At 68.2% G+C, this 23,754-nt stretch carries 12 protein-coding genes; 2 read left to right on the top strand and 10 right to left on the bottom strand.

Translation table 11 applies throughout. From position 1 onward, the window contains the following. Positions 1 to 5 precede the first annotated feature (5 nt). From J2848_RS16625 to J2848_RS16670, 10 genes are all read right to left on the bottom strand, one after another. On the bottom strand, positions 6 to 620 hold the full coding sequence (locus tag J2848_RS16625) for a TRAP transporter small permease (protein ID WP_149232363.1): 615 nt from the start codon (positions 618 to 620) through the stop codon (positions 6 to 8). Between the two features lie 72 nt (positions 621 to 692). Next, a complete protein-coding gene (locus J2848_RS16630; protein WP_149232362.1) occupies positions 693 to 1,595 on the bottom strand; it encodes a shikimate dehydrogenase in 903 nt (300 codons plus the stop codon). Further along, on the bottom strand, positions 1,592 to 2,041 hold the full coding sequence (gene aroQ, locus J2848_RS16635) for a type II 3-dehydroquinate dehydratase (RefSeq protein ID WP_149232361.1): 450 nt from the start codon (positions 2,039 to 2,041) through the stop codon (positions 1,592 to 1,594). Before aroQ ends, J2848_RS16630 begins: the two co-directional genes overlap by 4 nt. 40 nt (positions 2,042 to 2,081) lie before the next feature. Then, entirely contained in the window at positions 2,082 to 3,998 is a 1,917-nt protein-coding gene (locus J2848_RS16640; RefSeq protein WP_149232360.1) for a bifunctional sugar phosphate isomerase/epimerase/4-hydroxyphenylpyruvate dioxygenase family protein, read from the bottom strand. A gap of 205 nt (positions 3,999 to 4,203) precedes the next feature. Next, positions 4,204 to 5,637 (bottom strand): PI-PLC domain-containing protein, encoded by a 1,434-nt coding sequence (locus tag J2848_RS16645; RefSeq protein ID WP_149232359.1) that lies wholly within the window; start codon positions 5,635 to 5,637, stop codon positions 4,204 to 4,206. 108 nt (positions 5,638 to 5,745) lie between these two features. Further along, positions 5,746 to 6,939, bottom strand: coding sequence for a phage tail protein (locus J2848_RS16650; RefSeq protein ID WP_246193958.1), 1,194 nt, complete (start codon positions 6,937 to 6,939; stop codon positions 5,746 to 5,748). A gap of 70 nt (positions 6,940 to 7,009) precedes the next feature. Next, entirely contained in the window at positions 7,010 to 14,872 is a 7,863-nt protein-coding gene (locus J2848_RS16655; RefSeq protein WP_149232358.1) for a hypothetical protein, read from the bottom strand. 16 nt (positions 14,873 to 14,888) lie between these two features. Further along, a complete protein-coding gene (locus tag J2848_RS16660) occupies positions 14,889 to 16,166 on the bottom strand; it encodes a hypothetical protein (RefSeq protein WP_149232357.1) in 1,278 nt (425 codons plus the stop codon). A 22-nt stretch (positions 16,167 to 16,188) separates the two neighbouring features. Beyond that, positions 16,189 to 19,587 carry a hypothetical protein gene (locus J2848_RS16665; RefSeq protein WP_149232356.1) on the bottom strand — a complete coding sequence of 1,133 codons (3,399 nt, stop codon included), beginning with the start codon at positions 19,585 to 19,587 and terminating at the stop codon, positions 16,189 to 16,191. 609 nt (positions 19,588 to 20,196) lie between these two features. Then, complete coding sequence (locus J2848_RS16670) at positions 20,197 to 20,790, bottom strand: TetR/AcrR family transcriptional regulator (protein WP_211103180.1); 594 nt, start codon at positions 20,788 to 20,790, stop codon at positions 20,197 to 20,199. Between the two features lie 107 nt (positions 20,791 to 20,897). On the opposite strand from J2848_RS16670, the gene J2848_RS16675 reads away from it, so the two are divergent. Continuing rightward, positions 20,898 to 21,926 carry an SDR family oxidoreductase gene (locus J2848_RS16675; RefSeq protein WP_149232354.1) on the top strand — a complete coding sequence of 343 codons (1,029 nt, stop codon included), beginning with the start codon at positions 20,898 to 20,900 and terminating at the stop codon, positions 21,924 to 21,926. A 363-nt stretch (positions 21,927 to 22,289) separates the two neighbouring features. After that, complete coding sequence (locus J2848_RS16680) at positions 22,290 to 23,753, top strand: benzaldehyde dehydrogenase (RefSeq protein WP_246193957.1); 1,464 nt, start codon at positions 22,290 to 22,292, stop codon at positions 23,751 to 23,753. Position 23,754 lies beyond the last annotated feature (1 nt).

A 23,754-nucleotide genomic window follows, 5' to 3' on the forward strand; every position in this document is an offset into this window, starting at 1 on the left:
CGTCCTCAGCGGCTGGAGGCGGTGTGGGGCGGCAGCGGCAAGGCTTCCTCCCGGTTGGTGCCCTGATGCGTCCGGTGGCCGCCGGTGTGGGCGCCGTGGGCGGTCGCCTCCGGCAGATCCTCCGATTCCGAGACCATCACGAGGTCGGCGTCGGAGATCTTGCCGGTCAGCAGCAGATACAGCTCATGCAGCAGGATGGCGCCGGTCGACAGGCCGAACACCACGCCGATGCCGTACAGCAGCCCCATCGACAGGCCGGTGGCCGGCGCCTGCGCGCTCCAGTTGATGACGGTCTGGGTCCAGCTGCCCTGCAGCACCAGCCAGGTAACCCACAGCATCAGGCCGCAGCTGAGCACCGCGCAGACCATCTTGCCGGTCCGCGGCAGGCGCGCCACCAGCGTGTCGACGCCGAGATGCGCCCGCTCGCGCAGGCCGAGGATGGCGCCGAGGAAGCACATCCAGACGAAGAACAGGCGCGACATCTCCTCCGACACCGTGATGCCGCTGTTGAAGGCGTAACGCAGCACGACGTTGCCGAACACCAGCACCACCATGCCGGCCATGCACAGCGCCATCAGGATCTTGATGAGGGTGAAATAGGCCTCGACCAGCTGTCTCATGCGGTCCTCCCGGTGCCGGCTGCTCCGCCGGCTTGTCTTGTATCGATTAAGGCCAGTATCAGAATGGCAGTATCAGGCGGCGGGCTGGCCGGCGTCCATCGACGCGAAGTGCGAGCGGACGCGTTCGGCATCGGGGGAAACCCCAGTGAACAGCCGGAAGGCGTCCACCGCCTGGAACACCGCCATGCCGCCGCCGTCGAGCGTCCGGCAGCCGATGGCCCGCGCCGTGCGCAGCAACTCGGTCTCCAGCGGGAAATAGACGATCTCCGCCACCCACAGTTTCGGGTGCAGCATATCGGCCGGCAGCGGCAGGCCGGGGAACTTCGCCATCCCCGTCGGCGTCGCGTGGATCAGACCGTCCGCCGCCGCCACTGCGACACGCAGTTCACCCTGATCGGCAATCGCCGTGGCCCGCCCGGCACCGAAACGGGCGTTCAGCTGATCGGCCAGCAGAACCGCCCGCGCCGGGTCGGCGTCGAAGATGTCCAGCCGCCCGGCGCCGAGATGGAAGGCGGCATGGCCGACCGCCGCACCCGCCCCGCCGGCGCCCAGAAGCACCACCCGGTCCATCGGCACGGTGCCGAGGCCGCGGCGGAAGCCCTCGGCGAAGCCGGAACAGTCGGTATTGTGGCCGACCCGTCGGCCGTCCTTCAGCACGACGGTGTTGACCGCCCCGATGGCGCGGGCATCGTCCGACAGCTCGTCCAGCAGCGGGATGATCGCCTGCTTGCACGGGTAGGTGACGTTCAGGCCGGTGTAGCCCATGCGCTCGGCACCCGACAGCAGCTCCGGCAGGGCATCGGGGCCGAGGCCGAGGCGGTCGAGGTCGATCAGCCGATAGAGGCAACGCAGGCCGAGCGCGTCGGCCTCCCGCTCATGCATCGCCGGGGTGCGCGAGGCCTGGATGCCGGCACCGATCAGTCCGACGAGGATGGAATTGCCGGCGACGGGTGCCGGACGGGAAATGGCGTTCATTTCGCGGCACTCTCAAGCAGCCGGGCCATGCGCTGGAGGGCCAGCGTGTAGCCCTGGGTGCCGAAGCCGCAGATCACCCCGGCCGCGACGCGCGACACATAGGAGAAGTGGCGGAATTCCTCGCGCCGGTGGATGTTGGAGATATGGACCTCCAGGATGGGGAAGGCGCAGGCCGACAGCGCGTCCATCAGCGACACCGAGGTGTGGGTCAGGCCGGCCGGGTTGATGACCAGCCCGTCGACCGTCTCGCGGGCCTCGTGGATCCAGTCGATCAGCACATGTTCGGCGTTGGATTGCCGGAAATCGACGGCAAGGCCCAGCGTCTCGCCGGTGCGGCGGCAGTCGGCCTCGACATCGGCCAGGGTCTCGTGGCCGTAGATGTGCGGCTCGCGCTTGCCCAGCAGGTTGAGGTTGGGTCCGTTCAGGACCAGGATTGGACGGCTCATGGTGGGGCGTCTCCAAGCAAACGCACTGTTTCGTTCATTTTCAGTCGAGGTAAAGCTCGGGGCGGGCGCCTTCGCGCAGCTGGGCCTGCACCGCCATGCGCACGGCGGCATTCACCGCGCCGAACTGCCGGTAGCCGCCACGCCGCTCCACCACCTCGAAGAAGAAGCGGTCGTCGAAGCTGTCGGTGTAGGCATGCAGGAACTCGCCCTGCTCGTCGCGGTCATACAGCAGGTCGCGGTCCTTCAGCGCCGCCAGCGCCGCATCGTCCAGCGGATGCTTGACCGCGAGGTCGTCGTAATAGTTGGCGGGGATCGGCAGGAAGGGAGCGCCGGCAGCAAGCCGGTCCTTCACCAGCGTGGCGGCGTCCGCCGTGGCGAAGGCGACATGGTGGACGCCGGCGCCGGAGGTGGCGCTGACGAAACGGCCGGTGGCGGTCCGCCGGCTTTCCGAGATGTTCAGCGGCAGCCGCACGCCCCGGCCGGGCTCGGCATCGGGGCTGACCAGTGCCCGGCTGCGGATCAGGCCGTAGGGATCCGGCAATTCCCACAGGCTCTCCGGCACGAAGCCGAAGACCGTGCGGTAGAACAGCACGAAGCTGTCCATCCGGCCGAAGGGCAGGGCCTGGGCGATGTGGTCGATGCCCAAAAGGGGTGGTGAACCAGTGTCCTGCCCGGTCTGCTCCTCCGCGAACAGGTGGAAGTCGTCTTCCCAAATGCTGCGATGGGCTTCCTTGTCGTCGACCAGATAGATCAGCGTGCCGTCGGGCGCGCGCAGGGCCGGGATGCGGCGTTCGCCGTCGCCGACCCGCTCGCGCCACAGCACGCAGCGCAAGGCCTCGGCACGGGCGATGGTGCGGGCGGCATCGTCCACCGTGAAGGCCATGGCGCAGACCGAGGGGCCGTGCATCTGGAAATGCTCCGACGCGGCGGAGTCCTCCTCGCTGTTCAGCACCAGATTGACGCCGCCCTGCCGGTAGAGATCGACATCCTTGGAACGGTGGCGCCCGGCATGCCGGAAACCCAGGCTGCCGAGCAGGGCGGACAGCCTGTCCCGTGACAAGGCGTCGACGGCGAATTCGAGAAACTCCACGCCGCCGCAGACCGGCGGTTCGGGCAGGCCGGGACCGAAACCGGCCTCGGCCTCCGCATGGATCAGCGAGCGCAACCCGTCGAGAGCCGTCAGGCGGGCAGGGGCGGCACGGAACTCGTCGTTGAAGATCTCCAGCGACAGCGGGCCGCGGTAGCCCGATGCCAGAACCGCATCGACGAATCCCTGGACCGGCAACTGGCCCTGGCCGGGGAAATTGCGGAAATGGCGGCTCCAGGACAGCACGTCCATCGACAGTTTCGGCGCATCGGCCAACTGCACGAAGAAGATGCGCTCGCCCGGCAGATCGGCGATGCCGGACGGGTCGTCGTCCAGGGCCAGCGTGTGGAAACTGTCGACGATCAGCCCCAGCGCCGGGTGGTCCGCACGCTGCACGATGTCCCAGGCCTGGCGCCAGCGGTTGACATGCCGGCCCCAGGCCAGCGCCTCGTAGCCGACCCGCAGGCCGCGGCGCTGTGCCCGCTCCGCCATTTCGGCGAGGTCGGCGGCGGCACGGGCCGGATCGTCGATGGCGGTCAGCTGGACGTTGGAGCAGACCAGAACGAGGTCGGTGCCCAGTTCCTGCATCACGTCGAACTTGCGTTCGGCGCGATCGAGGTTGCGGGCGCGGATCGGGTCCGGCATCGCCTCGAAATCGCGGAAGGGCTGGAAGATGGTGATCTCCAGCCCCAGCCCCTCGGCGATGCGGCGGACATCGGCCGGCGATCCGTCGAAGGTCAGCAGGTCATTCTCGAAAATCTCGACCCCGTCGAAGCCGATGGTGGCCGCCGCCTCCAGCTTTTCCGGCAGGGTGCCGCTCAGCGAGACGGTGGCGATCGACTTCTTGAAGGTGAAAGCGCTGGACGGCATCGGAGCCCCTTCGGCAGCGGCATGGTTCGAACACCAACAAACGTACCAGTTCGTACATTTTGGCGCAAGACGCTTTGTGTGCCGATGATCTGTGATCCGAACAACCCTTCAAATTGAAGGGACTCCGGCCGCTTATGCACAAATGCCATCGCCGCGCCCCCAGGCGTCGGGGGCGCGGCGATGGCTGCGGTTGTCGGGTGCCGGCTTATTGCTGGGCGGTCAGCCCCATGCGCTGGAGGGTGATGGTCGCGGCGGTCGCCGCCAGGGCGTTGTCGACGAAGTCGTTGAGGAAGACGACCAGCTGGTCGTTGCCCAGGGACTTGCCGACATTGGCGAGCAGCCAGGGGTAGGTGACGCTGTCGAAATAGGCCTTGGTCGACATCAGGGGCGACGAGGCGCTGCTTTGCGACGCCGCGCTGGAGACGATGACTTCCTTTCCGGTGTTGGTCGCCGTGCCCTGAAGCTGCAGGACCGTGTAGGTGCTGCCGGACTGCCCGGCGGCGGTCATCCCGGACAGCGCGCCGACGATGCTGCCGGGCTGGGTGGTGGCATAGGCGCCGTCGCTGTAGGAATCGTATTTCGACGCCGGCAGCCAGCCGGAAATCTGGTTCAGGAAGATCAGCCGCTTGTTGGCCGACAGGAGGTCGGCATAGCTGCTTTCCAGATCCGGCGCCGAACCGACCGCGATGGTGGAGCCGGTGCCGCTCTGTGCCGCCGCCAGGATGCCGGCCAGCGTGGCTTCGTCGGGCGCCATGCTGGAGTCGTAGAAGCCCTGGCTGTTGGCGGACACCACGACGATCTCCGACGGGTTGGCGGCGAGCCATTGCAACAGGTCGGAGAGGAAGCTGGCGAAGGGATAGCCGGGGATGACGGTATGCTGATGGTAGATCCCGCCGTCGAAGGACCGGATCTGCGGGGGCAGGTAACCGGGACGGAAATCGAAATAGCGGCATCCCATGTTCAGCATGGCGACGACGTTGTCCTTCTGTGTCACCGCCAGATTGGTGATCGCCGTCACCGCCTGGCTGGCGGCGACATCGGCCAGCGCGCCGAACGCCTTTGCTCCGACCAGGGACAGGAAGGCCCCGACGGCCTGGGCGTTGGAGAGCAGGCGGCGCACGCAGCCGAGATCGAAGGTGCCGGCGTCGTGGGCTCCCGGAAGGCAGAAGCGGTTGAACGGCTGTGCCGCGGCGGCCGGATTCTCCGCCACCAGCCGGCCCATCCAGCCGTTCATCGGCGGGGTGAGATAGGCATAGGCCTGATCCCGGTTGGTGAGGTCGCCATAGCCGGGGCCGGAATCGTAGAAGCCGTAGGACAGGGCGAAGCCCGGCGCGCTGAACGACGGCGTGTTCATCATGACCGACAGGTTGCCGCCGTCCATGTTGCCGGTGACCGGGTCGATGATGGCGAGCCCGCTGAGCACCGGTGTCGTGCCGACCGTCTGCCAGCCGAAGCTGCCATCCACACCGCTGAAGGAGAAGGAATAGTCGACCTCGACAGTGCCGGTCCGGAATCCGGGGCCGGCGGGGACGTCGAGCGTCCAGCTGACCGACTTCTTCACATTGTCATATTCGGTCGCGGCGATCGAAGTGCCGGGATTGCTGACATAGAAGTAGTAATTGACGCCTTTGCTCGGCATGCCTGAACTCCGGTTGGCCTGAACTCCGATTGGGATGTTGTCGCGACAGATCCTGTCTGGCGCCCGAAGGCGGCGGGGAGCCGTGTCCCTGCCGCCTCCACCGCCGGGTCATTCCGCGCGGATCAGGTAATAGACGTAGACGTTCTTCGGGCGCGTCTCGCTGCCGCCCGTGGGCTGCGTCTGTTCCAGCGCGTTGTTCCAGTCGCCGCCGGACCAGTTGCCATCGCTGTTGACGTACACCGACTGCCAGTAGGTATGGGTGTGCGAGGCGAACTGGTCCGCCTGACGCGTGCCGATGCCGTTGTTGTTGTTGGGGTTGGCGGTGCCCGTGTTGTTGCCGTTGTTCTGGGCGGTACGGCCTTCGAAGTCCAGATCCAGGTTGGTCCCGGCGCTTACCCCGCGCAGGAACATACCCCGATAGTCAGGCAGGTTGAAGGTGGTGGAGTTGTCGCCGGTGCCGTAGAGCGTGTTGATGACGTTGAACAGTGCCGCATATTGGGTCCGGCTGACCGCCGATCCGTCGCACAGGAACCAGCCGTTGGGCAGGGGACCATTCACCGGCCCGGCATAGGGAACGATGCCGCCCACCGGGATGGCGCCGTTCGCGTTGACCGTGGTCGCATTGACCGTGGTGGTGTTGACCGTCGGGGCGTTCACCGTGGTGGCGCCGACGGTCGTGGCCGCAACGGTCGTGGCGTTCACCGTCGTCGCGGTGACGGTCGTCAGCTGCGCCGTGGCGTTCTGGTTGGGCTCGCTGGTGATCGAAGCGGTCTCGATGCCGGTGATCTGGGCGGAGCCGGCCTGCAGCGAGCCGCCCTGCGCCACCAGCGACACCGGGAAGGTGGCCGCGACCTTGGGCATCCAGACGCTGCATTCGGTCGGACTGCCGCCCTTCAGGACTTCCTGGATCTGCACCACCACCGTGCCGGCGGTCGAGGCGACGGTGATGCCGGAGAAGGTGATGGTCAGCAGTTCGGCGCCGAAGCTGTAGGCGCTGCCGTTCTCCAGCTCGATGACGAAGGCGTTGGGGGTGGACGAGGCCTGCCAGGTGGCGCCGTCGGTGGAGGTCACGGTCGGGATCGCCACCGTGCCCTCGGTCAGGTCGCCGGCCCCCGGCGCCGACGCCGTGCCCAGCGGCAGCGCGATGGCGATCTGCTGGAGCGACAGGGTGGTGCCGGGCTTGGGGTTGCTGACATAGATCGTCAGCGTCGTGTTCGCCGTGCCGGTGACCAGCGGGACCACCGAGCTGAGGACCGAATATGCCAGCGAGGTGCCGCTGGAGACGACTTGGGCTGAAAACATGCCGTTCCCTCTCTTCGTATCGTGGACTGCCTGATGGGCGGGTTGCGAGTGGGCGGGTTGCGGTCGTCCGTCAGCTTTGCAGCGCGGTGACGGACGACAGGGGAAGGGTGACCGACCGCAGCACCAGCACCGGCTGCTCCGGCGTCTGGGTCGGGGCGATCAGGGTGACCTGGAACAGCAGCGACGCCGTCGACCATGGCCGGGCACCCGGCGCGTAACCGTGCGCCGACGCCCCGGTGACCCAGCCATTCACCTGATCGGCGATCTGCGTCGCCCAGCTGGCGGCGCCGGCGGCGGAGATGTTGGGGGCAAGGCCGATGTCGAGGGTCATGGCGATGGGCGTCACCACCGGCGGCAGCGCCGGTGAAAGCACCGTCTCCAGCGACACGACCAGCTGCACGATCATCTGGTTCGGCAGGGTGACGCCGGTCATCGTGCTGGACACCAGCTCCGGAAGGAACTGCGACAGGTAGGTGACCAGCCCGCCGCTGGCCGGCATGCCGCTCAACGCGGTCATGGCGATCGGCGTGGTGCAGGTGAAGAAGGGCCGCGCCGGGTTCGGGAAGGAGACGCTGCCGCTGGTGAGCAGGAAGGCCGCCGGGAAGGTCGGGCTGGCTGTCTGCGACCACAGATAACGGTTCCGCTCGACCGACAGGAACAGCTGGGCCGACTGCGCCCCGACGACGTCGAGAAGCCCGGTCATGGACAGCGTCCGCCGGCCGGGCAGCATGCCCGACGCCGCGGTGAGCGGCGTCCCGTCGGCGACGGAACTGTAGCTGTAGACGGCGAGGTCCGCCGTCGCGCTGACCGCCGCCGGCTTGTAGCCGGGGATGCCGACCGCCAGATCGGCGGCGGAACCCGCGGTCCCCGCCTGCCGGACCTCCACCAGCCAGGGGCTTTGCAGGTCGCCGCTTCCGGCGGACTGCGGCCCCTCGTTGATCTCGAAGCTGTAGACGAGCGGTGCGGACAAGGTGTCCTGACCGGCGGTGACGGTGTCCTGCGTGGACGCCAGCGTCGTCGCCATGGTGCCGCACAGGGCGGCGAAGGACTGGATCGCCCCCTCCTCCTCCGCAGACAGGGTGAAGCCATAGGGTTGCAGCGCCGCGAGGCCATGGCTCTGCAGCAGCGGATAGACCAGGGCATGCAGGCCGAGCGCCGTCGGCAAGCTCCCCGCCACGTTGCCGGACGTCACCGTTTCGGTGGCGCCGTTGACCGCGATCCGCGCCAGCACCGTGTCCTGCGCCACCGGGCGGTGATGGTATTCGGCGGAGAGCGCCCACCCCTTGGCCGTCTGCAAGGCGTCGCCGCTGCCGGCGTTCGGCGTGGCGGTCTGGGAGCGCAGCACCGGCGCCGTCGGGTGGGTGCGCCTGGGCAGCCCGATGATGCTGGCGGGCACCGGCAGCGTCGGCCCCGGCGGGTTGACGACACGCAGCCATTCGCCCTGCCGGCAGGTCAGCGCCGTCGGTCCCGGCGGCAGGGCGCCGGTGGTGTCGACCGCGAGATCGGTGACGTTCACCTGGATCGCGTCGATCCGCAAGCTGCCCGGCAGCGTCGCGGAGTCGAGCGCCAGACGCCGGCCGCCGGACAGGGTGACCGCCAGCGTGCCCGTACCGCCGGTGCCGCCGCCGGCGATGCTGCCGCTCACCATGCCCAGCTTCAATCCGGCGGGCTGGTTGCCGTCGGGAAGCAGGTGACCGGACAGCACGAGGCCGTCCAGCCCGGCCAGCGCCGCGGTGGTGACGGCCAGCGTGGCGACGGCGTCGATGTCGTAGAAGGCTTCCGCCTTCGTCCGCATCGCCTCCTGCAGCGCCGCGGCGACCGGTGCAGGGGCCTTGCTGCCGTCGGTCAGGCTGACGGCACCGGTGGACAGGCTGGAGGCGAGCGTGGTCTTCAGCGCGGTCATGGCGGCCACGGCCGGGGCGGTCGCCGCGGTGGCGAGGGCCGGCACGGCGACGCCGGGGGCCAGGAACCGGTCGAGGTTGGCCAGGACCCGTTTCATCTCCGCATCGCAATCGAGGCCGGCGACCGCTCCGGTCGCCGGCAGGGTGTCGCCGCCCGCGTAGCTTTGCAGGAACTGGTTGACCGACGCCGGCAGGTTGCCGAGCGGCACCGAACCGCTGAACAGCTGCGGCGACAGCGGTGCCGGGGCGTAGCCCTGCCAGGACGTGCCGGACACGGTCAGATCGATGCCGCCCGCTCCCCAGCGCAGCACCCAGAAATCGGGGATCCGGCCGCCGCCGGCCCCCAGCAGAAGGATCGGCGACTGGCTGGCCAGCACGGTTTCGATGGCGGTGGCGAAGGCGCGCGCGGTCGCGATGGTGGTTCCGCTGCCACTCCCGTTGCCGCTTTGCAGCGGCGGCAGGACCGTCCGGGCGGTGAAGGACTGGTTGCCCGACAGGCTGAGCGGCAGCGACAGCGCGAAGTCGAGGGTCGCGGACAGGCGGTAGAGCGGGGCGGTGTTGAAGGCGGTGTCGGCCGGCAGGACGAACTGGAGCGGCGCCAGGGCCGGAGCGGTGCCGGTACCGGCCGCCAGCGCTTGCAGGATCCCGATCAGGCGCGATTGCAGCGCGCCCGCGACCGTCTGCGGCGGGACCGGATAGGGGCCGGGGGTGGGGGCCGGCGGTGTGGTGAACTCCAAAAGGGCATCCAGCGGCGTCGGGACGAGGCTGGTGGACAGCGTCACATTGACATGGGCGAGCTGGTGGTAGGCCCGCACCAGCGTGGCGATCAGTTCTCCCATCCGCTCGGACGACAGCGACGTGGGCTGCGACCAGTTCAGCGCCAGACTGAGGAGCCGGTCGCCACCGGCCGCCGTCGCGAAGCTGTAGGAGAAGCTCAGTCCCGGCCAGCCCTGCAGGCCAAGCAGGGGATCGGTCCATTGCAGCACCTGCCCGGCGATCTGCCCGGCGGCGCTCCTGACCGGCAGCATGTTGCCGAACAGGTCCACCCATTTGGTCCGGGCCGTGAAGACGTTGCCGACGAACTGGTAGGGATCCGCGGCGAGCGACAGCAGTTGCGGCAGATCCGGGGACAGGATGGACGGCTGCGCCTGCGCCGCCGTCGCCTCGACATGTTGCAGGATGCTGAAGGTGGCGGTGTGCCGACAGGTCCCGTTGCTGGCGCCGCTGTTGGACTGGCTGACGATGACCGGGGTGGTGCCGCTGTAGATCGTCGTCTGGCCGTCCATCACCGTCGGGTAGAAGGCGACGAGGCCGAACAGGTTGTCGATGGTCGGCTGGTAGGCGATGGCCGGGTTGGACGGCGTGGTGCTGTTGGTCTGCCACATCCGCACCGAGCCGAGCGGAACCCGCCGCACCGTCTCGGTCAGGGCGGCGGCGGCGATCGACAGCGGATGCGCCGGCGCCTGGGGGCTCGCCACCATCGCCGTGACGTAGGGGCGCAGGGTCTCCGTGCCGTCGGCGGCCGTGGCGTGCGACAGAGACGCGACCAGGGTCAGATGCGCCACGCCGTGGCCGTCGAACAGGCTTTGCGGGATCACCGCCGTCCCGTTCTGGTCGGGAACATAGAGGATGAAGCCGCGCTCCTGCTCCAGCCCGGCGGCCAGCAGCGTGGCGATGAAGGCCGCGGCGTCGGGGGTGCCCGGCACCGCCTGCTGGGACTGGTAGAGGATGGCGTCGCCGCTCCCGACATCGACCTGCCGGACCGCGACGGTGCTGGTCGAGGACGCGGCCCCCTTCACCGGAACGGCGAGCATCAGCGCCGTCAGCGACACCGGCGGGCTGGCGGCGCCGAGATCGGCGTAGAGCGCCTGCAACCGCTGGAGCCCGGAGGCGGACACGGTGTGGACGGCATAAACCGGGGCGCCCGCCCGGCCGGCGGCGGGAAGGGTGCGGATGCTGAACTCGACCTGGACCGCCCAGGCATAGGTCGAGGCCGCGACCACGCTGGCGGTCGACGGGTCGGTGAGCGAGACGGCGGACAGCCCGCCAGCCGCCGACAATGCCTGCCGCAGCGCGGTCGGCAGCGGGCGCAGCACGGCGACGGAGCTGCCCCCGGCCTGCGCCACGACCTGCGTGCCGGTGCCCAGGCGGTAGCGCCGCTGCACGGTGGCGGTCTCCGGCATCAGGCCGGCCGCCAGTGCCGACCCCTCGGTGGGGGCGAGCCCGCTCCAGCCGCTGATGGTCTGGCCGGAATACACCACCGGCTGGGGATCGCTGGACGCCAGCACGATCTGCCCGGTGCCGTCGGCCTTGCTGTTCGGGAAGATCAGGCCGTAGCTGGACGGGGCGGAAGAGGTGATGCTGACCGTCAGCGTTTCCTGGGCGTTGGGCGTGAAGGGGGGCGAGATCTGTCCGGTCGCGTTGTAGAGCGGCCCGCCGCCGAGCTGCTGCCCGTGCAGCATGAAGCGCGACACCATGCCGGCGATGTTGTCGGCGGCGTCGCCCAGCGCCGCGAAAAGGGCCGACACCGTCTGCGCCTGGGCGGTCGCCACGGTCTGGAGCGATCCCAGCGACGACAGGGCGACCAGGATCAGATAGTCGCGCAGCACCGCCGGACCCGGGCCGTCGGGTGCTGCGGCGGCCGGCACCGCCTGCGGCTGGCCCTGGAGCAGCGAGGTGGCGCCGGTGGAGATCTGGCTGACGACCACCGAGCAGGTCGGCGGCAGGGGAAACGGCACGGTGGGAACCGGCTGCGTGGTGTTGCCCTGTGGTGCGGCGTCGAAGACAGACTGGAGGCCGAGCGCCAGATTCCCGGCGAAGAAGGCCTGGACATCGGCCGCCGCCGGAACCGCGGGCGTCTTGCGCATCCCTTGCAGCGCGGCTTCCAGTTGCTGGATCTGGGCCAGCGTCAGGGCGACCGCCGTCCGAGGATCGGCGGCGGCCGGAACCGAGCCGCCCAATACCGCCTGGGCGAACCATGCGACCACCAGCTGCGCGAAGTCGTCGAAGGTGGCGGCGTTGGTGGAGCTTCCCTGGTTGGGGCTGGCCGGCAGCGTGGTTTCCGCGACATAGACCCATTCCGCTGCCTGCTGGGCGTTCAGGGCCTGGCTCAGCACCGGGGTGACGCACAGCGCGATCGGCAGCTTGAAGCCGGCGAAAGGGGTGAAGACCGGAGCGGAGGCTCCGCCGGAGGCCGTGCCGACGGCCGTTCCGCTGGCCGCCGTCGTGCTGGCCGTCGTGCTGGCCGCCGCCGCACTGATCGAGGACGCCGCGGTCCAGGGCGGGACGGGTTGCTGGTTCGATCCGACCGTCACTGTTTCGGCAAGGGTGGTGCTGAAGGCGAAGCTGTGGGAGATGTGGACGATGCCGAGATTGATCGTCACCGACAGCGATACCGCCAGCGTGGCGTCGATCGACACCGGGAAGGCATAGCCCGCGGTCGCCAGCACCTCGGCCGTCACCGACACGGCGACATCCAGCGACGCCGCGATCACCGTGAAGTCGACGCTTCCCGTGACCTCGCCCTCGACCCCGACGCTGGCTTCGATGCACCAGTATTCCTGGCTGCCGCCGCCACCGCCCTGCGCCGTGTATTCGGCGAACACGCCCTGGAAGATGCCGCTCAGCGTCGCCGACAGGCTGGCGGTCAGCGGCCCCTTCGACCAGCCTTCGTAGAGGCCCAGCTTCAAGCCGATGCCGAACTCCGTCTCCGTGCTGAAGGAGCCGCCGGTGACGCTCGGCAGGTTGCCCGCCTGACTGGGGCTCAGCCGCCCGAAATACAGGCCGCCGTAGCCCTGGTAGGGCGGGGCGGTGATGCCGAAGGATTGCGAGAAGTCGCCCCCGGTCGGGAAGCCGAGATCCACGTAGAACTCGCCGTCGGTGTAGAACCGGGCCGAAATCGACGGCAGTTGCAGCGCGCACATGCCGACCTGCAGGTGCTGGAGGGCGGTCGGCGGAACCAGGATTCCCTGATATTCGCCAAGCGTGCCGCTGATCGTGCTGTACTGGATTTCGGCCTGGAGGCCGGCGAGCTGGCTGAGATAGCCGGAGCCGCCACCGCCCTTGGCCGGGGTCGACGCGACGGTCACCTGGGCGCCGTAGAGCCCGGTGGGCGTGCCGTCCAGGAAGACCAGCTGGATGTCGAGCTGCCCGCGCAGCAGCAGGTCGAGCGCCATGGTCCAGCCGGCGCCGGCGGTGAAGCCGGGCAGGGTGCCGCTGCCGGTCTGCTGGAGGAGCGCCGACAGCGCGGTGACGGCGTCGGACACGGTGGCCGGCGCCGTGCTCAGCGCCATGTGCTGTCCGATGGCCAGCAGGTTGACCTGGAGGTTGCCGGACCCGGTGCCGGGAAGCGCCGGTGCCGCACCCGGCTGCGTCGGATCCCAGCTTGGCGAGGCGGTGCCGAGAAGGTCGCTGAAATTGCCCTGGACCGTCAGGGCGAAGCCCTTGCCCGACTGGTAGGACAGCGTAATCCCGGTGACCGACACCCCGAGCAGCGAGGCGTTGTCGAGCGTCAGCGTGATCTGCGCGGAGCTGGTCTTGAAATCGATGGCGAGCGACACCGATTCCAGCGGGATGGTGACGTCGCCGAAGAAGCCGCCCCACGGGTCGGGCAGGGCCGTCCCCTGTTCGCCCGTGAACATCGCGATGAAGTCGCCGATCACCTGCGCCAGCGTGATCGGCGACGCCTGACCGGCCGTATAGGCCAGCGTCAGCGTCTCGGTGCCGGCGGTGTAGGTGCCGGTCAGCTTGCCGCCGAAGGCGCTGGCGTTCAGCGTGCTGCCCTGCGCGCCGCCGAACTGGTACTCCAGCGTCACCGCGAAGCCGTCGATGGTCGCATCGACCGTCACGCTGCCCTGCGTCGCCGGGGTGGCGCCGGACTGGTGGCTGAAGGTGAAGGCGGCATCAAGCTGGACGCCGCCCAGCCCGGCCCAGGCCACGCCGACGCTGCCCGACAGCCCGAACAGGGGAGCGGTCCCCGGTGTGTACCGGCAATCGAGCGTCAGGGTGCCGAGCGTCACCGCATCGGTGTCCAGCAGGGTGGAGGCGGGCGGGGACAGGCCGAGGATCGCCAGCAGCTGCGTCAGCGTCAGCGTGGTGCCGGTCAGCTTCTGCGCCGCCAGCGTGGCCGGCACGTCGAGCGCGCCGGTGATCGTCCAGGTCGGCGTCAGCGGGCTTCCCGGCGTCCGGGTGGCAACCACCGACAGGTCGGCGTCGAAGGCCAGCGATTTCTGCGACGCGGCGACCTCGACCAGGATGGTGCTGGCGACCGCCAGCGACAGTTGTCCGGAGCCGATCTCCAGCGCGAAGGTGACGGACTGGATGGTGAAGCCGTCGGCGTTCGCGGCGGGCGACGGCGGATCGACCAGCCCGACCTCCAGCATCAGCCCCTTGCTGAGGACGTCCAGTTCGAAATTGAAGATCTCCACCGCCATGCTGTCGAACAGCGTGGTGCTGATCCCCAGCGGCGTCAGGAAATCCGACGTCGGCAGCGGCGCGAAGGTGGACGGCATTGCCGCGACGAGGTTCAGCGCCGGCACGAACAGCGAGACGTTGAGTGCCGGCGCGCCGGCCTTGGCGCCGAGCGCCAGGGTGCCGTTCAGCACCATCGACAGCGTCGGCGACGAGCCGGGGTTGGCGAGCGTCAGGTCGATGCTGGCGACGCTCACCGGCAGGCTGGAATCGCCGAACAGGTTGAAGGTCGGTGGCGTCACCAGTCCCAAGGACACGGCGACGGTCGCCAGCGAGTTGTCGGGCAGCAGCTCGTACGACACCGTGTCGAGCGTGAGCGCCGCAGTGAGCACGTCGACGAGATTCGTCAGTTCCGGCGGAACGAGGTCGAGAAGCGATTGCCCGGCGAACAGCCCCGCCACCTGCTGGAACCCGACCGATTTCAGGCTGCTGACATCCAGGGTCACCAGCGCATGGCTGTTCGGCGTGGTGTTGGCGGCCTGGATGTCGGCCAGCGTGAAGGTCGGCGGCTGTCCCGTGGTGACGGATTGGCAAACCGCCGCAGAAATATTCGTGCCGGTCATGATTGCTGCTCCGCCCTCAGGTCAGGGTGATTTGCACAGGAATGTGATCGCTGACGAATATCCGATAGAAGACCGAGCAGATATTGATCTGGTCCGTCTCGGAGACGGTGCCGTCCAGAACCCCGAGATACTGAGCCAGGACGTCCGGCCATTCACCGCCCTCAAGCTCTTGATTTGGCAGGGGCAGGTGGGCGATATAGCTCCGCTCGTCGAAAAGAAGGTCCATGATGCCTTCGTTCGATGTCAGGATCTCTGCCAGGGTTCGGTCGGCGTACAGAACGCCCACCGGGTCGTAGATGCCGACGCTGTTCACCACCTCGCTGCCGAACGCGAAATCGCGTGCCGTGTACAGGTAGGAGTCGTCGTTGTATTCGGCGTTGAAATAGTCGATGGGGCGGACCATGGTCGCCGGCGAATCGCCGTCGTTCTGGATCATGGTCCGCGTCAGCCCGGCGGTGGTGGCCATTCCGGCGGCGGACAGCCCGTTGGCGAACGTCTTCAGGTTCAGGTCGCCGGCGAACACGCGGACCGCGTTGGTGTTGTACGCGCCGGTCACCGTCCGGCTGCACAGATCCCCGGCGGCCATCGTGGCGATCGTGCCGGCGATGCTGCTGTTGAGGTGCACGGGGGCATGATAGGCGACGACCGGAAACGAGATTTCGTTGCAGGTGACGGTAACCATGACCGGCCGGCGGGTGTTCACCCGGCTGAGGATGTTCGCGTCCTTCTCGTCGTCGCCCACGATGTTCGGAATGTTCGAATAGGGGAAGCCGATCAACCCCTTGTCGGGTGCGGTGTCCGTCCCCTTGAAGGCGATGCCCATCTGGTTTCCGTCGGGCACCCAGTTGAAGCGGTATCCTTCGTTGACCAGCCCGATCACATGGTCGGCGGTTGTGCTGTGGTCCGTCGCATCCATGCCGTAGGACTGGGACTGGGCCGTCGTCTGCAGGGTGACCGCGTTGCCCCGCCAGAAGACGGCATACCCCTCGTTGTTGGCGTTCTGCGAGAAGAAGAGATCGTCGAAGGTCGGGTAGTCCCCCGTCGACACAGCCCCCTTGACGACGTCGAAGTGCCAGTCCGTCTGGTCCAGGCTGTTCAGCAGGTTGGTCACGACGGGCAGCCGGACGATGCCGTTCTCCCGCACCTCCTGCACCATCACGACCTGCGCCTCCGACTTCGCCATGATGACGGCGATCATCTGGTCGCGGATCATCCTGCACAGATTGTCCACCGGCGTGTTCCCGGTGAACTTGGCGCCGTACATCTCGATGTTCCAGACGAGTATGGTGAGCATGTCTGCGTCCTCGGTCGGGAGATTACGACGCGGCGCGGGCGTAGCCGCCGAACCAGCCGAGCGTCGGCGTGCCCCCGGTCCCGGCGAAGCCGGCCAGATAGAGGTCGACGGAGCCGGCGGTCGGGAAGGTCTTCGACAGGATGGTCAGCCCGATCTCGCCCAAGCGCAGGACATAGGTGCCGGACTGCTGGCTGAGGGTCGCGCTGGTGGCGCCGATGGTCACGACGCCCTCGATGGTCAGGCCGAGCGGCATTCCCGCCGGCCCGATGAAACGGACCCACAGATCAAGCGAGCGCCCGTCGCCACCCGACGAAACCGGTGCCCAGGCCAGGAGGAAATCGGCCGACAGCACGGCGTTCCCGGCCAGCGCGCCGCTGCCGCCGAGATCGAGGTCGAGGACCAGCCCCAGCCAGGGTTTCGTGTAATCGGGCGCCGTTCCGGCGGACGGCGTGACGGTGACCCTCTGGTAGCCGAGCGATGCCGGGCTGCCCGACGGCTGTACCAGCACCCCCTGCGCGCCGACCGGCATCGATGCGGCGAGACTGCCGGCGCGGTAATAGTTGGAGCCGTAGGCCGCCGCCAAGGGCAGGCCGGCGGCCGGCAGGGCGGCACCCGGCAGGGCGCCGAGCTGCACCGCCGCCGGGTTCGCACCGAAGGTCACCGGGCTGGCCGACCAGTCCATGGTGATGGGATAGCCGGAAAAGGCGACGGTGCCGTAGGACAGCAGGTCGAGCGCGCCGGCCGGCGCCATCGGGGTGGTCAGCCATCCCGACAGGCTGAAGACCATCGAGGTCGCCGTCGGCATGGTCGTCGTCACGCCACCGACGACCACCGTGGAAATCCCGGCGCTGACCAGCGGAATGCTGGTGACGGATCCGGGGGGCGGGGCCAGCGCGTAGGTGGTCGTGCCGCCGACGCTGTGGGCCGAGCCGGCCAGAGGAATGCTGCTGCCGGGCTGTCCGGCAGCGTCGTCGAACAGGCTTTCGATCGCCAGCGCGCCGGCACTGGCGAACGCCGTCATGGTGGAGTTCACGAAGGTCGCCTGCAGGCTGGTCGTCACCAGGGTTGCGGCGACGTTCGAGCCGGCCGCCGGCTGCGGCGCCGGACCGACGGCGGGCAGGGTGCTGGAGGCCGCATAGTCGATGAAGCCGAACATCGCGCTGTTCTGCGCGAACTGCTCGGCCGCGCCGGTGGCGGTGTTGGCTCTGGACAGCTGCGTGACCGACACGCCGATATGGTCGGCGTAGAGCGCCGCATCGCCGGTGCCGATCAGGATCGGCTCCAGGCTGGGGGCGCAGTTGCCGATGTCGACCTGGGGCTTGAGGACCAGCAGGCCGGACCAGGCCGGATCGTCGAGGATGTCGATCAGCGGCCCATAGGCGGCCGGTCCCTTGCCGCCGTTCCATTTCGCCCGCACCGAGGCGACGTAACGGGACAGGTGCGCGGCCAGCAGCCCGCCCGTCGGATCGAAGGCGGTGTCGTTGAAAATGGCGTAGCCGGACCAGGCACCCGGCGTGGTGACCAGTTGCGACAGGGGGGCGCCGGCCGCCTTGAACAGCATCACGGTGCCGAAGGTCCCGCCGCTGATCTGGCCGTTGTTCGGCAGCGGAATGGTGAAGGCCCAGCCGTCCAGGCTCATCGTCGCCGTCAGGGGGGCGGACGCGGCGACGGCGGCGGACAGGCAGGTCATGACGACGAAGGGCTGCGGCGTCAGGAACGCATCGGCCAGTGCGGCCGGCAGAGCCCCGTTGCCGGCCGCCTGGAACCCGACCGATACGGCGGTGCCCGGCCCCTGCTGCGCCGCGAAGGTCAGCGAGGTCATGGCACCGGTGGCCGTGTTGAAACCGGCGACGACGCCCTGGGGGGTGACCGCCATCGAGGCCCCGTTCTGCAGGGTCGGGGTGGCCGCGGAGGCCGCTGCGATGATCGCGGCGCGCCGGACCGCGAGGAAGCCGCTCTCGAAACCCGGCAGGTCGCTTCCCGCGGGCGCGGTCGCGATGCCGGCGTAGGGCACCATCGGAACCGGCGTGCCGGCACCGGGGAATTGTCCGGTGGCGAGCCTCGCCGGCCCCAGGACCGACGGGGTGCTGGTGCCGACGAACAGCGGGGCCGCCGCCGACTGCGCGTCCCAGGCCAGCCCGGCTCCGGTCGCGGAATCGGTCAGCGTCAGCCATGCCGTGGTGCAGGGCGGCGACCCGTTGCCGGTCCAGATGCCGTAGCCGGGCGTCCCGGTCGCCGCCGGTGCCGCGCTCTGCCAGACGGTGGCCGGGCTGCCTGGGACGAAGGTGACCTGCGCGGTGGCGGTGAGGGCGGCCGTCTCCACGCCGGACAGGCCGCACAGCAGGGCCGCCGGCATCACATCCGTTCCGCCGGACAGGCCGAGGGCGAAGGTGCCGGCGGGTGTCCAGCGGAGGCTGCCGTCGGGGGCTCCCCCCAGGCTGAGCCCGCCGGTGCTGCCGTCTGCGGTCAGGGTCACCGGCGTGAGCAGCGCCGTACGGAAGGTGGAGGCCAGGGCCGGCGCCCCCGTCCCGAAGACGAGGCGTCCGGTCGAGCCGCCGCTGGCGGCGCTTGGCGCCAGGACGAGCGTTCCCGCGATGCTGGTATGGGTGAAATCGACGCTCGCGTCGAACAGCGGGTAGCTGTAAAGCGTCCCGCCATTGGCGGGCGGGGGCGTTCCGGCGGTGGGCTGGGGCTGGACCGCATAGGTGAAGCCGGCGGCGGTCTGTCCGAATCCGGACTGCGAGGTGACGGCCATCGACAGGCTGCCCATCGCTTGCCCCGCCGTGGCATCGACGGCGAGCGTGATCTCGCTGGTCAGGAACAGGCTGCCGTTATTGCCACTGCCGGTGGCGATCACCAGCTGACCGCCGCTCATCAGGAAGCCGCTGCCGGTCGCCGACAGCTGGACCGGATCGCCGACGCTCGACAGGGTCAGGCCGGTGCCATCGGTGCCGGGGGCGAGCAGAGCCGGCGTGGTGGTGGTCAGCGCCAGGGAATCGACGAAACCGTCCAGGCTGGCGGTGAAGCGCAGCATCGGCAGCCCTGTGGGCAGAGCGCCCAGCGATCCTGCCCACAGGATCAGGCAGCCGGTAAAGCCGCTGACTGACTGTATCTGGGCGACCAGCGACGCACCGAATGCCTGTGCCGCCGTGCTGGCCGACGCGAAGGGACCGGGCGCTGCAAGCGGCAGCGGTTCCCCGAAGAAGGCGACGGCGACGCTGTAGCCCGCTGCGCCGTTCGACGGAAAGGGGAGGCCGAGAAAATTGTCAAGACCGCCGACCGTGGGCGCTGCCGCACCCGTCGGGTAGAGGATGATGGCAAAGCCGCTGGACACACCATTCTGCTCATCGAGCGCATAGACCGACAGCGAGTTTTTTCCGTCAGCAAGATCGCAGGCACCAAGTGCAGTCATGGTCGCCATGGGCCCACTCCGGATCTGTACATGAAGTGAAAAGGCTTTTCGTGAAGTTCTGCGGACCGCCCGACTACAATATTCTTGCTTTTCCGCTCCGATCATAATTCGCGAGCGAAAAAGGATTTTTGGGATGTTTGCCGGCGGCGCTTGGCGAGCAGAAGGACTATCAACCGACCATCGTTGCAAACCTATAGATCAGCGATTTTTCGGAATCAAGTGACGAAATGTGTCTCCTATTTCGACATATATTATAAAAATAGCACGTATTGCGGGTGATGGTGGAGGGATGTGGTCGGGTGTCCTGATGGGGTGCCAGCGTCAACCGCGCTTGGTGGACAGCGGAGATTGGGAGACGACGATCCTCGCTGTGCGACGAGAGGATTTCTGAAATCGGCTTGTCCTGAACCAGCCTGAACCCAGGATGCAGCCCTATGCGATGTCGCATGGGGTTGTAGTATTTTTCATAACTTAGCTTATGTGCTTTAAGCTTGTAAACGGGGTAGGTTCTATTCTGAAGTGCAACTCTCTTGTAATCACAAGGCTTCACCAATCGTAATCGCTTACGGATGAACATCATTCGCAGCCTGAGGCGAGCCGGGGCCACAATGCCGACCTTCAGTCGCGCGCCGTGGGCCTAAGGACCTCCGCAATTAGGGGCGTCAGCAGGTCGACCAGCACCGCTGGGTCCGCCTTGGCAAGCGCATCGAGCCCCATCACCTGCCTCATAAGCTGAAAGCCGGCGACGAGCGACAGGAAGAGCGCCGCTCGCTCGCTGGGATGACCAACCCTCACCACACTGGTCGCCGCGGCTTGGTGCGCATGCTCGATGCGCTCCCGGGCAATGCGCGCTGCCGTCTCACTGCCGGTCGAACGAAAAAGGATCTGGAAACCGTCGAGCGGTTCGGCATCGCGGGCAGTGATGCCGACCAAGGCTTCGGCGAAGACTCGCGCCATGTCGGGCGCCGCCATGTTTTCCGGTGTGAGGATAATGGGGTCACGCATGCTGTCGGTGACCACCTCCCCGAACAGACCTTCCTTCGAACCGAAATAGCGATTGACCATCATGGCGGTGACGCCCGCCTCGGCAGCGATGGCACGCACTCCGACCCCGTCATAGCCGTGCGCCGCGAATGCGCGCCGCCCGGCCGAGAGGATCGCCGCCCGCGTGGCGGCAGCCTTGTCGGATCGTTTCAGGGGGGATGATGACATGGATTTCATTATACGAGCGTAGACTGAGCCGATTTTCTTAGTATACAGTCGTAGACCATGAGTGGCAACGCGAAGCCGCTCGCGCCCCCTTATACCCGGTGATGCGAATGAACGACAGAATGGTCCTCGTGACCGGCGGAACGGGCTTCATTGCCCAACATTGCATTTTGGCGTTGCTGAGGGCCGGCTATCGGGTGCGAACCTCGCTACGCACGCCGACCCGCAAGGACGAGGTTATTGCCCACCTCAGGGCCGGAGGGATCGAGCCCGAGGACCGCCTTTCGTTCGTGGTCGCGGATCTTGGCGAGGACCGGAATTGGGCCGAGGCTGTCGCCGGGTGCAGCTACGTGCTCCATGGCGCGTCTCCGACCCCATCCGGCGATCAGATCAGCGAGGAGGATTGGATCAGGCCTGCCGTCGAGGGCAACCTCAGGGTCCTGCGCGCCGCTCGTGACGCCGGAGTCGGTCGGGTCGTACTCACCTCCGCGTTCGGCGCGGTGGGTATGGGACACAGACCCAAGGGACGGCCATTCAACGAGACGGACTGGAGTGACCCGACGGCGGATATTCCACCTTACCAGAAGTCAAAGACCCTCTCCGAGCAGGCAGCCTGGGACTTCATCGCCACGGATGGGCGAGGGCTTGAACTCTCCGCCGTCAACCCGACTGCGGTCCTGGGCCCGGTGCTCGGGGCCGACTACTCGCACTCCGTCAGGTTGATCAAGAACCTCATGGATGGCTTGCCGGGATGCCCGAAGGTCAATTCCGGCTTCGTCGATGTGCGCGACGTTGCGGATCTGCACCTGCGGGCCATGACGGACCCGGCCGCGAACGGCGAGCGCTTCCTCGCCATTTCAGGCGAGAGTCTCTGGTTCCGTGATGTCGCGGAGGTGCTGCGGCGAAGGCTGGGAGCGGCAGCGCGGAAGGTCACGACCCGGCAACTGCCCAACAGCGTCGTCCGCCTCGGCGCACGCTTCAACCCTGCGATGAAGGCGCTCGTCCCGTTTCTGGGCGTGAACATGAACGCCACGAGTGAGAAGGCCATGCGCCTGCTTGGTTGGTCGCCACGTTCGGCGGAAGACGCCATTGTCGCCTCGGCTGAGAGCCTGCTCCAGTTCGGCCTGCTTGCCGACTGACGAGGTCAGGGGCCGACTGGTTGGATTTGTTTGTGACAGTTGGGAGCGAGGCGGCGCCTTGGCGATGAGGTGCGTCTCCCCTGCCCCGCCGGCACGATCCTTTTCAGGATTTCAGCAGACCATCCAGGGCGTTTCAGGATTTCAGGAACTCCCCTGGATTCCAGCCGGCACGGCATCGCCCGCAGGCCGCGATTGTTGATGGCCGTTATTGTCAGCGATACCCGCCATTTCGCCATGATCGGCGTCCGCCGCACCCATGGACTGTCGGCTCATCCAACTTCCGGCACGGCGTTTGCTCTCCTGCAGACGGCAACGGCTTTCGACCGCCGGCCGTCAGGACGGCCCGACCATCCGGAGGATCCCTTGGACAGCAGGACACATCCCCTTTTTCTCGATCACGCTCTCTGGTCCGGCCATCTGTTCGACGGCCGCTGGCGTCCGGCGGCCACCAGCCGCACAATCGTCGAACCGGCGTCCGGCGAACCGCTCGCCCAGGTCGGCGATGCCACGCCCAGGGACGTGGAGACGGCCGCCGCCGCCGCGGTCGCGGCCCAGCGTGCCTGGGGCGCCGTACCCCCGCGGGAGCGGGCGGACATCTTCCGCCGCGCCGCGGCTCTGCTGGAAACGAACCTCGCTGAACTCGCCCGCTTCGTCGCACGGGAAACCGGCGGCATCCTGGCCAAGGGGGAACATGAACTGCGCGAGGCGGTCACCCTGTTCCATCTGGCGGCAGGAATCCCGTTGCAGGCGGCAGGCGAAGTCCTGCCCAGTGGTCCGGGACGCTTCAGTCTGGCCCGCCGCACCCCCCATGGGGTCGTCGCCGTCATCTCCCCCTTCAACTTCCCGCTGATCCTGTCGCTGCGCGCGGTGGCGCCGGCCCTGGCCACCGGAAACGCGGTGCTGCTGAAGCCCGATCCGCACACGCCGGTCAGCGGCGGCCTGATCATCGCCCGCGCCCTGGAACTGGCGGGACTTCCCCCCGGCCTGCTGCATGTCCTGCCCGGCGGGGCCGATGTCGGCGAGGCCCTGGTCACCCATCCGGCGGTGGGGATGGTCTGCTTCACCGGCTCGACCGCGGTCGGCCGGCGCATCGGCGAACTGGCGGGTGGACGGCTGAAGAAGGTGTCGCTGGAACTCGGGGGCAAAAATTCGCTGATCGTCCTCGATGACGCCGACCTCGACCTCGCCGCCCGCAACATCGCCTGGGGTGCATACCTGCATCAGGGCCAGATCTGCATGGCCAGCGGCCGCATCCTCGTTCATCGGGCGATCGCGACGGAGCTGATCGCCAAGGTCGCCGAAAAGGCGCGTCATCTGCCGGTCGGCGATCCTGCCCGCGAGCCGGCGGCGCTGGGGCCGTTGATCAACGAACGCCAGGCGGAGAAGGTTCACGCCATCGTCGAGGACAGCGTCCGGGCGGGCGCGGTGCTGGAGGCTGGCGGCCGGCATGACGGGCGCTTCTACTGGCCGACGGTGCTGTCGGGCGTGCGCCCCGGCATGCGCGCCTTCGCCGAGGAGATCTTCGGGCCGGTCGCCAGCTTCGTCACGGTTGCCAGCGACGACGAGGCGGTGGAACTGGCGAACCGGACCGAATACGGCCTGTCGGCGGCGGTGCTGTCCCCCAACCTCGCCCGCGCCTGGGCCCTCGCCGAACGGCTCGACGCCGGCATGGTTCACGTCAACGACCAGACCGTCAACGACGAGTGCGTCAACCCGTTCAGCGGGCGCGGCTGCTCGGGCAACGGCGGATCGCCGTCGGACTGGCGTGAATACACGCGATGGCAGTGGCTGACCGTCAAGCCGACGGCGCCCGCCTATCCGTTCTGAC

It is taken from the genome of Azospirillum lipoferum (assembly GCF_024170005.1).
Classification (GTDB): domain Bacteria; phylum Pseudomonadota; class Alphaproteobacteria; order Azospirillales; family Azospirillaceae; genus Azospirillum; species Azospirillum lipoferum.

Excerpts from the sequence above, each read along its gene's own strand:
- J2848_RS16675 (WP_149232354.1), top strand. The coding sequence starts at position 20,898 with ATGAACGACAGAATGGTCCTCGTGACCGGCGGAACGGGCTTCATTGCC.
- J2848_RS16625 (WP_149232363.1), bottom strand. The coding sequence starts at position 620 with ATGAGACAGCTGGTCGAGGCCTATTTCACCCTCATCAAGATCCTGATG.
- J2848_RS16650 (WP_246193958.1), bottom strand. The coding sequence starts at position 6,939 with ATGTTTTCAGCCCAAGTCGTCTCCAGCGGCACCTCGCTGGCATATTCG.
- J2848_RS16670 (WP_211103180.1), bottom strand. The coding sequence starts at position 20,790 with ATGTCATCATCCCCCCTGAAACGATCCGACAAGGCTGCCGCCACGCGG.
- J2848_RS16655 (WP_149232358.1), bottom strand. The coding sequence starts at position 14,872 with ATGACCGGCACGAATATTTCTGCGGCGGTTTGCCAATCCGTCACCACG.
- J2848_RS16645 (WP_149232359.1), bottom strand. The coding sequence starts at position 5,637 with ATGCCGAGCAAAGGCGTCAATTACTACTTCTATGTCAGCAATCCCGGC.
- J2848_RS16630 (WP_149232362.1), bottom strand. The coding sequence starts at position 1,595 with ATGAACGCCATTTCCCGTCCGGCACCCGTCGCCGGCAATTCCATCCTC.
- J2848_RS16640 (WP_149232360.1), bottom strand. The coding sequence starts at position 3,998 with ATGCCGTCCAGCGCTTTCACCTTCAAGAAGTCGATCGCCACCGTCTCG.
- J2848_RS16665 (WP_149232356.1), bottom strand. The coding sequence starts at position 19,587 with ATGGCGACCATGACTGCACTTGGTGCCTGCGATCTTGCTGACGGAAAA.
- aroQ (WP_149232361.1), bottom strand. The coding sequence starts at position 2,041 with ATGAGCCGTCCAATCCTGGTCCTGAACGGACCCAACCTCAACCTGCTG.
- J2848_RS16660 (WP_149232357.1), bottom strand. The coding sequence starts at position 16,166 with ATGCTCACCATACTCGTCTGGAACATCGAGATGTACGGCGCCAAGTTC.